Genomic DNA, 10,036 nt, shown 5'->3' on the forward strand with positions numbered 1-10,036 from the left:
AAACGAGACGTGAAGATACTATTAGGAACGGTTCACTAACAAGTTACACATCATCCTGAGCGCAACCGCCTGTTCAAGGGGCTTATGATTGACTTGACGTATAACTTATTTCTCACTCGTTACTTAACGACAGTCTTCGAAGTAAGACCTAAATATCTAAAATCAATATAAAACCAATTCGTTAAATCGCGTTATAAGAAAATTCTTAATTACCGATGACAGCCTCTTGGCTACGCTTTTTAATTCAGTCGACAATCCTTATGCAAACTGCTTTACGATCACCAGTTATCGTTGGTTATTGCATCGCCCGGATGAGCGATTTAGCGACTTCTTCAATAATGATGAAGAAGGGCGGCGAAGAGAATCGCCACCGGCACCCTGCCGGGGGCGTTGAAGGTGTGCAGGCAACCATGGTTAGGGTCACCTAACCCCTTTATCTGCGCGGTAAATGGTCAGGACGAAGGGCGCAAGCGATGATCGCAGCCTCCCTTCGGCTCCGCTCAGTTAGGGCTTCGTGTAGGGCTTCGTGCCGCTGGCGGGGGGATCTGAAAGTTTATGAGAGGCGAAAATGACGCGAAGACTTTAGGCGCTTGCCCGTGCCAGGAACAGCGGGCAATTAAACCGAAGAAACGGTTTCTGTGATGGGGTTTGCGATGAATGTTCGCGGATTAGAAACGATTTTCGAGGTCAGGCGAAGGCAGGCGGCACCAACACCAAGCAACGTCAAGGCCTGCCGCGGGTAATGTTGAAAGCAGATCCGACACGGCACACCGCAGCCAGGCATCAAGGCGGCTGCAAAGCGTGCCGTGGCTCAACCAGAAAACAGAAATTTTCAAAACAGCAAGGCATAAACCATCATCAAGGGTGCAACCACAACAATCGTGATCGACACCAGTTCGCTACCGGTCAGTTCTTTCAGAATAGCTGCGTATTTCATGATATTCTCCAAATAAACAAAGTTTTAGAGACGAAATCAAGTCGCGCGAAAAGATTGCGGGAATCTGACTCCGAGTCGCAAGGCTTGTGCATGCAAGCCCATGCCCTATTTATTAGAGTATTAGAATATTAGTGTCAACATATTTTATGTACTTTTTTTCAAATTCCGACAGACTGCACATTCACGGTCAACTCTGCCGCAGGCATCTTGAGGCCGGCTAAGGCCACGGCCCCACATCGTTAGAGAGTCGTCATGATCTCCACACCATCGACTCGCATGCAAAAACGCATCATGGTCGGCCTGTCCGGAGGCGTCGACTCGGCCGTTGCCGCCCATCGCCTGCTCGCACAGGGCTACGAGGTCGAGGCGCTCTTCATGAAAAACTGGGAGGAAGACGATCGGGCCGGCTACTGCGTGGCGGCCCAGGATCTGGCCGACGCCCGAGCCGTCGCCGCACGACTCGGCATCCGGCTGCATACGGTGAACTTCGCCACCGAATACTGGGAGCGGGTCTTTGCCGAATTCCTGCGCGAGTACCAGGCCATGCGGACGCCCAATCCGGACGTCCTGTGCAACCGCGAAATCAAGTTCGCGGCCTTTCTGGATCACGCGCTCTGGCTGGGTGCCGATGCCATCGCGACCGGTCACTATGCACGGGTCACGCACGACGACCGGGGCAGTCATCTCTCGCTCTGTCAGGATGGCGAGAAGGATCAAACCTATTTCCTGCATCTGCTCGATCAAGCTCAACTGGCCCGCAGCCTGTTTCCGCTGCATGATCTGACCAAGCCCCAGGTGCGCGCCATCGCCCGCGAGATCGGACTTGCGAATGCCGGGAAAAAGGATAGCACCGGGATCTGTTTCATCGGCGAGCGGCGTTTTCGAGACTTTCTGGCCCAGTATCTGCCGCGCGTGCCTGGACCGATCGAAACGCCGGAGGGCGTAACCCTGGGCGAGCATCAGGGGCTCGCCTATTACACGATCGGTCAGCGTCAGGGACTTGGCGTCGGCGGCGTGTCCAGCGGACGCGAGGCGCCCTGGTATGTGGCGGCGAAGGAGGCCGGGCGCAATGCGCTGATCCTGGTCCAGGACAGTCATCACCCACGGCTGATGTCACGCGGGTTGAGCGGGCTGCGTCCGCATTGGATCGCCGGATGCGCGCCAGATCTGCCCTTGCGTTGTCAGGCCCGGCTGCGCCATCGCCAGCCGCTGCAGGAGTGCGAGGTGCTGAGCGCGGACGATCTCGGCTGTCAGGTGCGCTTCCTGGAGCCGCAGCGCGCGGTGACGCCTGGACAGTCGATCGTTTTTTATCGCGATGGCGAGTGTTTGGGGGGAGCCGTGATCGACCAGGGATGGAGCGCTTCGAGTCAGTAGCATGATGTTCAGGCACGACGCGGTTTACACTCTGATTTCAACATGCCTTCGGACTTCAATACCGATTGGCTCAATCACACTAGAGATTCCAAACCAATGCCCCACGACAATCTGGACCGAGTCATCGCCCTTGCCGGCATCTATCAGGCCGTTCATTGCGTGATCCAGATCGCCCGACAGGGAACCACCGACACCGCTTCCATGGAGCCCTGCATTGATAGTCTGTTCCAAGTCAACGCGGAGAACGTGGATGCCGTGTTTGGCGAACCGGGCGCGGTTGCGAATGGCGCGCGCCTGATCGTCTCTTCGTTGACTGGCGTCCCCGAGCGCAATCTGGAACTGACTCGCTATGTCGTGCTCTTGATGAAGCTGGAGCGCACGCTCTCAGGACGCCCCGATCTGTTAACGCGCATTGGCGAGGGCATCGAGGCGGCATCCTTGAAACGCGAACATTTCGCCCTGCTCCATCCCAATCTGCTCGCCCACTTTGCCGATCTCTACAGCGAGACCTTGAGTCAACTGGACCCACGGATCGTCATTCGCGGCGAATCCTCACATCTGCGCAATCCGGACAACCAAAACCGGATTCGCGCGCTGCTCCTCGCCGGTGTGCGCGCCGCCAGGCTGTGGCGACAGGTCGGTGGCACCCGCTGGCAGATTTTGTTCAAGAATAAACAGATCCTCGAAGATGCGCGGCGCTATATCAACGCTCGCTCACAGACATGAACCAATTGGTTTGAATCAATCAAGCGGAACGCGGAAGTCGACCCTCGGCCATGGCCAGAGACCATTCCTTTGCGATCGGTGCGACTTCATCCATCAATCCATCCAGAACCAATGATTCGTCACTTGAATCTTTCGGTACTGCGATCAGATACCAGATATAGGATCCAAGTTCACCCCAGGGCCGATGCAGCAACGGCCGCCCGACAAGGTCATAGAGTCGATATCCAACCGCGTCATAAAAGGCATCCCACTCCGCCTGATCGTAACCCCATGCCTGTGCCGCGGCATGATATCCAAACTCAAGAATAACCGTCGGGCGGTCACGCAGAAGGCATTGTCTCGCTCCACGCAATGCATCGAACTCGGCTCCCTCCAGATCGAGTTTGATAAATCTACACCGATCGAAGGTGGTGGGAAGGATATCGTCCAACCTGACCGTCGTCACATCGAAAGATTCAACTTCATCCTGAGCAGGATCGATTCTTGCGTTCGACAGGCTACTCTCAGCCGCACGGTTTTTTAACCAGTGAAACTTGGCCGTTCCATGACGCAAAGAGAGTGCAGTCTGACGAATCTGAACATTCTTTATGTTTCGCTCGTTGAGCGTCTTCATTAATGATTCCACCAAGCAGGGAATAGGCTCAAACGCAAGAACGCGGCCATGTTCTCCAACCGCCTCGGCAAGTGGAATCGTATGCAGACCAGCATTGGCGCCGCCATCGACCACCTGGTCCCCCGGAATCAGTATCTTCCGGTAGAACGCCTTGATGATTTCCTCAAATAGATGCAACCCCCATTTTTCGGCGCCAACCATCTGCAAATCAATGAGCGACCCAGGTTCGATGGTCATTGGATATTCCTTGGCAAGAAGTCGAGTTCCAATTAAGCCACCGACTGATAATACAGATTTTGCGGGTGTCTCGCCTCGGCAAAGAATGACCAGCGTTCGGCCATCAAGCCAAGATATTGGGTGACAAACGCGAGGATCGGCAAAGTGGGCGATTCGGTCACATAGGCGGCGCCGATCAGGAGAATCGGGACCGGAAAGACCAGCACCAGAAAGACGAGCCGCACGCGAGCAAAGGTCGACTGGCTCTGGCCATGAAAGAATTCACGGGTGTTGAAGCTCCCGCCAGTGGCGCCCTGGGCCTTCTGGACGACGGCGGTATGACGGACGCCGATTGCCGTCTGGACGGTACTCTTGTGTTTAAGATGGGCATTGCGCGACAGATGCGCCAGTCGCGAGGCCAGCCCCACCAGGGTCAGGATGACCGCCCAGGTACCGAAGAAGGAGACCAGCGGGTTACCGATGTAGGCGGAATAGGCGGCGGCCAGCATGAATCCCGAAGCGGCTCCGAGGAAGGTGAAATTGGTCACCGTCAATGGCGTGTGCCACTCCTGGAGGAATTTAACCCCCGCATAGATCATCGCGGTACAGAGGAAGAGCGCGAAGCTCGCCAGCGTTCCCAGCAGACCCAGCAGGAGCGTGGCGTCCACTTGCAGCGACTCGCCGACCTGGAACAGCGGCTGGGTCCAGCCCATCCAGTGCGCCACGCCATAGCCAAAAACCAGGGCCATGACGATGGGCAGCACGATCACCTCGCGCGACAGCCAGGAGGTGCGCCACTTGGCCGCGGCCCGCCAGGCGCGCTCGGGACGACCGAGATGAAAGAAGGAAGACGCCAACCCGGCCAGCAGCAGGACAAGCGCCACCAGACTACCGACCGCATAGAATTGATCGGCCTGGACCGGCAGAAAACGCGCGATGGCGTAGAGTTGCCCGGTGACCATGGCGAGGAACAGACCTTGACCGGCACCGATCAGCGTGGTTAGGAAAATGACTGAAAAGGCAGGATGCATGGATTTGTTCCGAGTTGGTCAGATAAACGGTACGCGATGCGTACCCTACGCCAAATTTACCAAGCCACGTCGTCGAGGGTTTCCTCGCCGGTGTAGGTCGTCAGGTCTTCCTTGCGCAGCGGGTTGTCGACGCGCGTGAGTTCGTCCTGATCGATGTGCATCACGGTCTTGCGACGCGGCAGGTAATGATTGGCCGGTTTGGTGCCCCATTCGGGCATCAGCTGATAACCGCCGCGCTCGCGGATCGCGATCGAGACCTCGGCATCCGGATCATGGACATCGCCAAAGAGTCGGGCACTGGTCGGGCAGGCCAGGACACAGGCCGGCTTGCGGTCACGGTCGGAGAGCTTCGGATCCGTGATGCGATCAATGCAGAGGGTGCATTTCTTCATCACCTGCTGCTGCTCGTCCAGCTCGCGCGCGCCATAGGGACAGGCCCAGGAGCAGTATTTGCAGCCGATGCATTTGTCGTAGTCGACCAGCACGACGCCGTTGTCCGGGCGCTTGTAGGAGGCGCCGGTCGGGCAGACGGGCACGCAGGGCGGCTCCTCGCAGTGCAGGCAGCTCTTGGGGAAATGGACCGTCTCGGTCTTGGGATAGACCCCAACCTCGAAGGTCTGCACCCGGTTGAAAAAGGTACCGGTCGGGGATCCGTCGTAGGGATGCTGGTCCACCATGGGACCGGCCCAGCCGGAGGTATTCCATTCCTTGCACGAGGTCACGCAGGCATGGCAGCCGACGCAGACATTCAGATCGATGACGAGTGCGAGTTGAGTCATTGTTCAGCCTCCAGCCACCAGCGTCCAGCCGCCAGGATGATGCGCCGGCTGGATGCCGACGATGCTCCCGGGATGGTCGCCGCAGGCGTTATCGTTTACCGAAGACGCCAGCCACATAGGCTTGCCATTTGCCACGCGGCTTGTCCTGACCCGGCAGGCGGGGCATGGGCTTGAACTGCGGCGAGGTGATTTTTTCCTCGCCAGGGGCGGCCTTGTAGACCCGCACCCGCACGTCGAACCAGGCGGCCTGCCCGGTGATCGGGTCGGAGTTGGAGAGATGATCGCCCGCTTCGCAGGGCGGCAGTTCCTCGGCGATGACATGGTTGAGCAGGAAGCCCTTGCGCGCCTCGTCGGCGTTGGCGCCCAGTCCCCAGGCGCCGGCGGCCTTGCCGATGGCGTTCCAGGTCCAGACGGTGCCGGGCTCGACGGCCTCGGAGAAGCGGCACATGCAGCGCACCCGGCCATGCGGCGACTCGACCCAGATCCAGTCGCCGTCGCCGAAGCCCTGCTCCAGACCCACGCGGGGATTCAGGAACAGATAGTTGTGACTGTGGATCTGCCGCAACCAGGCGTTCTGACTGTCCCAACTGTGGTACATGGCCATCGGACGCTGGGTCAGCGCGTTGAGCGGATAGCGCCGGGGGTCGGTGACCTGCGTCTCCAGCGGATCGTAGTAAAAAGGCAAGGGATCGAAGTAGGTCTCGACCCGCTTGCGCAGACGCTCGGGCGGCTGGCGACCGGGCCACTTGCCCTGCGCGGCGAGCCGGAACTTCTGGAGCACCTCGGAATAGAGATGGAGCGTGATCGGCTCGGCGTAGCGGATCATGCCGTGGGCGCGCGCCCAGTGCAGATAGCCCTTGTTCCAGTTGCGCATGTACTGATAGCTGGGCGGCAATTCATGGTGGAAGACGCAGCCGTTCTGCGCGTACATCTCCCACTGGCGCGGATTCGGCTCGCCCTTGAGGAACTGATCGCCGCTCTTGCCGCGCCAGCCGGCGAGGAAGCCGATCCCGGAACCGGGCGAGGTCTCGTAATTGACGATCAGATCCGGATAGTCGCGATATTTGCGACTGCCATCGGCGTTGGTGAAGGCCGGCAGCTTGAGCCGCGAGCCGAGTTCGACCAGCACCTCCTGAAACGGCTTGCACTCGCCTTTGGGCGGCAGCACCGGGATGCGCACCGCGTCCACCGGGCCATTGAACTCGGAGATCGGACGGTCGAGCATGGAGAGCGCGTCGTGACGCTCCAGATAGCTGGTATCGGGCAGCACCAGATCGGCGAAGGCCACGGTCTCGGAAGCGAAGGTGTCGCAGACCACCAGGAAGGGGATCTTGTACTCGCCGTTCGGCTGCTTATCGACCAGCATCTTGCGCACTTCGCTGGTGTTCATCGACGAGTTCCAGGCCATGTTGGCCATGAACAGCAGCAGGGTGTCGATCGGGTAGGGATCGCCGCGCCAGGCGTTGGTGATGACGTTGTGCATCAGGCCGTGAACCGAGAGCGGATACTCCCAGGAGAACGCCTTGTCGATACGCACCGCCTCGCCGTCCGCGTCCACGAACAGATCCTCGGGCTTCGCGGGCCAGCCCAACGGCATGCCGTCGAGCGGGGTATTCGGCTGCACCGCCTCGGGGCCGTGCGGCGGCTTGGGACAGGGCGGGATCGGGCGCGGATAGGGCGCCTTGTGACGGAATCCGCCGGGACGGTCGATGGTGCCGAGCACGGTCATCAGGATGCCGAGCGCGCGGATCGTCTGGAAGCCGTTAGAGTGCGCGGCCATCCCGCGCATGGCGTGGAAGGCGACCGGGTTGCCGGTCACCGAGTCATGTTCGTTATCCCAGCAGTCGGTCCAGGTGATCGGCAGTTCGATCTTCTGATCGCGCGCGGTCACGCCCATTTCGTGGGCCAGCCGGCGGATCGTCTCGGCGGGGATGCCGGTGATCGGCGCCGCCCACTCGGGGGTGTATTGCTCGACACGCTCTTTCAGCAACTGGAACGCCGGCTTGACCGGGGTGCCGTCCGGCAGGGTGTAACTGCCCATCAGACGCGGCTCGGCGCCCGGCGTGTGGGTGCTGATCGGGCCGTTGATCTCGCGATCCCACCAGAGCTTGTTTTGAGGGTCGAAACAGCCCTCCTCGACATGCATCTCGGCGCGGTAAAAGAGTCCGTGGTTGTCGCGTTGCGGATCGTCCACCACCAGCTCGGCGGAATTGGTGTACTGGATCAGGAAGTCGCGATCATAGAGCCCCTGCTTGATGATCTCGTTGACGATGGCGAGCAGCAGCGCCCCGTCGGTGCCGGGCTTGATCGGCACCCACTCGTCGGCGATGGCCGAATAGCCGGTGCGGATGGGATTGACCGAGATGAAGCGCCCGCCCCGGCGCTTGAAGGCGGAGATGTCAATCTTGAGCGGGTTGGAATGATGATCCTCGGCGGTGCCGATCATCACGAACAGCTTAGCCCGCTCCAAGTCCGGCCCGCCGAACTCCCAGAAGGAACCGCCAATGGTGTAGATCAGTCCGGCGGCCATGTTGACCGAGCAGAAGCCGCCGTGGGCCGCATAGTTCGGAGTGCCGAACTGCTTGGCGAACATGCCGGTCAGCGCCTGCATCTGATCGCGGCCGGTGAAGAGCGCGAACTTTTTCGGATCCTCGGCGCGCAGCTTGGCGAGCCGCGTTTCCAGCATCCCGAAGGCTTCGTCCCAGGAGATCGCCTCGAACTCACTGGCGCCCCGCTCGGCGCCTGCCTTGCGCCGCAGCGGCCGGGTGATCCGCCCCGGCGAATACTGTTTCATGATCCCCGAACTGCCCTTGGCGCAGATCACGCCTTTATTGAGCGGATGATTCGGATTGCCGTCGATATAGCGGACCTCGCCGTCGCGCAGATGCACCCGGATCCCACAGCGGCAGGCGCACATGTAACAGGTGGTTTCCTTGACCTCGACTCGGCCAACCAGACTGTCCGAGTAAGCAACTGGATCCTGCATGAGGGATACCTTCGGCGAGAACGAAACGAGACAAGGCTCGCATTCTAAGCGCCAGACAGTGGATGTTTCAAACCCACACAAGATTAGGAATTAAGAAGATCGATGCGCCCGAGACAAAAAAAGGGGCCGCGAACGGCCCCTGACGAATCTTTGATGGCGCGCTGGAGGTCTAGGCCGCCGCGCGGTACTCGCTCGGTAACCAAGCGCTTAGGCGCTCGCGCTCATGGCTGATGTCGACACTGAAGAAATGGTTGAGCACTTCCAGCGCCTCATCCAGATCCTCGCACGGCCATTCGTTGGTCACGGTCCGGCAGGTCCAGTCTTCGACATGGAAGCAGCAGTGGCCGCCCTTGGCCGCGCCGTCGGCATCAAAACGCAATTTGAAGCCGGTATAGGTGCGTGGATCCCATTTGTAGCGGATCGCGTTTTCAGTTGAGTCAAACATGACAGACCTTCTCAGTGGAATCTTTATTTTTGGAGGAGCTGGTTATCCCGCCCGGGAAACCGGCTGAGCTGCCCACCGCACCCAATCTTGGAGCAACCGCACAACAGGGCGTTCCTTTTTGGTCACATGCCGCATCTCATGATTTAAGTTTAGCTTAAAAAGCAACAAGCGACAACTCTGCTTATCAGAAAATTTCGTGATGCACCCAACGAATTCACGAAGATTCCGCAAAATTCGCGAGAGCAAGAGCAAAATAGACTGTTACTTTTGTGCAACGCTAGCGGCGAAAAAACCGATTGGCAGCGCGCATCATTGCGCTGAAACTGGCGGGAAGGACACTGGAACAATGGTGCATGTCGCCTGAACGCATCGGTTGAGGGAGTTTCCAAAAAATCGCTTTCCTGCTCGACCTGGACAGCATGAACAGGCTCGGCAACCACGCGCTAAAAATCCTGTTTATCCTGTCCAGATCTTCCGTCGCAACGATGCATTTCGCTTGACGCGAGCGAATCCTAAAGCGAGCGCGCCCCGTTCCACCCCAGCGCCAGCGGATCGTCCGGGTTCACATGCGACATGAAACGCAGCCTCCGGTCATTATGGGTGACCCGATAGACCAGCCCCATCCAGTTGCCGACCACGCCCTGCGCGGTGTCGTGCCAGGTGTTGTGCAGCCGGGCCACGATCCGGTCTTCCGGAAAGACGGGTAACTCGCGCCCCTGATCCAGCGCCTCCAGCATCCGACCACGATGCTCCTCCAGAATGGCGCGCGATTGCAGGCTGAAATAATTCTCCGGGAAGGGCGGATAGTCGACTCGCGCGCCGGCGGCAAACCGCCTGACCTCGCGCTTGTACTCCTTCAGCAGCGAGATCATGTCGTACTCGGGGTGCCCCTGAAAGAAGATCTGCCGGAAGCCGTCCGCGCTGACGGC

8 protein-coding genes are annotated in these 10,036 nt (G+C 59.3%); 2 read left to right on the top strand and 6 right to left on the bottom strand.

Going from position 1 to position 10,036, the window contains the following annotated elements:
- Positions 1–1,189: 1,189 nt before the first annotated feature.
- Entirely contained in the window at positions 1,190–2,311 is a 1,122-nt protein-coding gene (gene mnmA, locus QZY07_RS08060; RefSeq protein WP_295401417.1) for a tRNA 2-thiouridine(34) synthase MnmA, read from the top strand.
- 96 nt (positions 2,312–2,407) lie between these two features.
- Entirely contained in the window at positions 2,408–3,037 is a 630-nt protein-coding gene (gene hflD, locus QZY07_RS08065) for a high frequency lysogenization protein HflD (protein WP_295401419.1), read from the top strand.
- Positions 3,038–3,056: 19 nt separating this feature from the next.
- On the opposite strand, the gene QZY07_RS08070 is transcribed toward hflD, so the two are convergent.
- From QZY07_RS08070 to QZY07_RS08095, 6 genes are all read right to left on the bottom strand, one after another.
- Positions 3,057–3,887: an FkbM family methyltransferase gene (locus QZY07_RS08070; protein ID WP_295401420.1), complete on the bottom strand. Its 831-nt coding sequence runs from the start codon at positions 3,885–3,887 to the stop codon at positions 3,057–3,059.
- A gap of 32 nt (positions 3,888–3,919) precedes the next feature.
- Positions 3,920–4,897 (bottom strand): sulfite dehydrogenase subunit SoeC, encoded by a 978-nt coding sequence (gene soeC, locus QZY07_RS08075; RefSeq protein WP_295401422.1) that lies wholly within the window; start codon positions 4,895–4,897, stop codon positions 3,920–3,922.
- A gap of 56 nt (positions 4,898–4,953) precedes the next feature.
- On the bottom strand, positions 4,954–5,676 hold the full coding sequence (soeB, locus tag QZY07_RS08080) for a sulfite dehydrogenase subunit SoeB (protein WP_295401424.1): 723 nt from the start codon (positions 5,674–5,676) through the stop codon (positions 4,954–4,956).
- A gap of 88 nt (positions 5,677–5,764) precedes the next feature.
- Complete coding sequence (gene soeA, locus QZY07_RS08085) at positions 5,765–8,662, bottom strand: sulfite dehydrogenase subunit SoeA (protein WP_295401425.1); 2,898 nt, start codon at positions 8,660–8,662, stop codon at positions 5,765–5,767.
- A gap of 169 nt (positions 8,663–8,831) precedes the next feature.
- The gene (locus QZY07_RS08090; RefSeq protein ID WP_295401426.1) at positions 8,832–9,107 is read right to left on the bottom strand and encodes a hypothetical protein; all 276 of its coding nucleotides are present in this window, start codon (positions 9,105–9,107) and stop codon (positions 8,832–8,834) included.
- 512 nt (positions 9,108–9,619) lie between these two features.
- On the bottom strand, positions 9,620–10,036 hold a 417-nt coding region (locus tag QZY07_RS08095; protein WP_295401427.1), incomplete at its 5' end, for a homoserine O-succinyltransferase.

Source organism: uncultured Thiocystis sp. (genome assembly GCF_903866365.1).
GTDB lineage: Bacteria > Pseudomonadota > Gammaproteobacteria > Chromatiales > Chromatiaceae > Chromatium.

Coding starts and splice junctions, on each gene's coding strand:
- mnmA (WP_295401417.1), top strand. CDS start 1,190: ATGATCTCCACACCATCGACTCGCATGCAAAAACGCATCATGGTCGGC.
- hflD (WP_295401419.1), top strand. CDS start 2,408: ATGCCCCACGACAATCTGGACCGAGTCATCGCCCTTGCCGGCATCTAT.
- QZY07_RS08070 (WP_295401420.1), bottom strand. CDS start 3,887: ATGACCATCGAACCTGGGTCGCTCATTGATTTGCAGATGGTTGGCGCC.
- soeC (WP_295401422.1), bottom strand. CDS start 4,897: ATGCATCCTGCCTTTTCAGTCATTTTCCTAACCACGCTGATCGGTGCC.
- soeB (WP_295401424.1), bottom strand. CDS start 5,676: ATGACTCAACTCGCACTCGTCATCGATCTGAATGTCTGCGTCGGCTGC.
- soeA (WP_295401425.1), bottom strand. CDS start 8,662: ATGCAGGATCCAGTTGCTTACTCGGACAGTCTGGTTGGCCGAGTCGAG.
- QZY07_RS08090 (WP_295401426.1), bottom strand. CDS start 9,107: ATGTTTGACTCAACTGAAAACGCGATCCGCTACAAATGGGATCCACGC.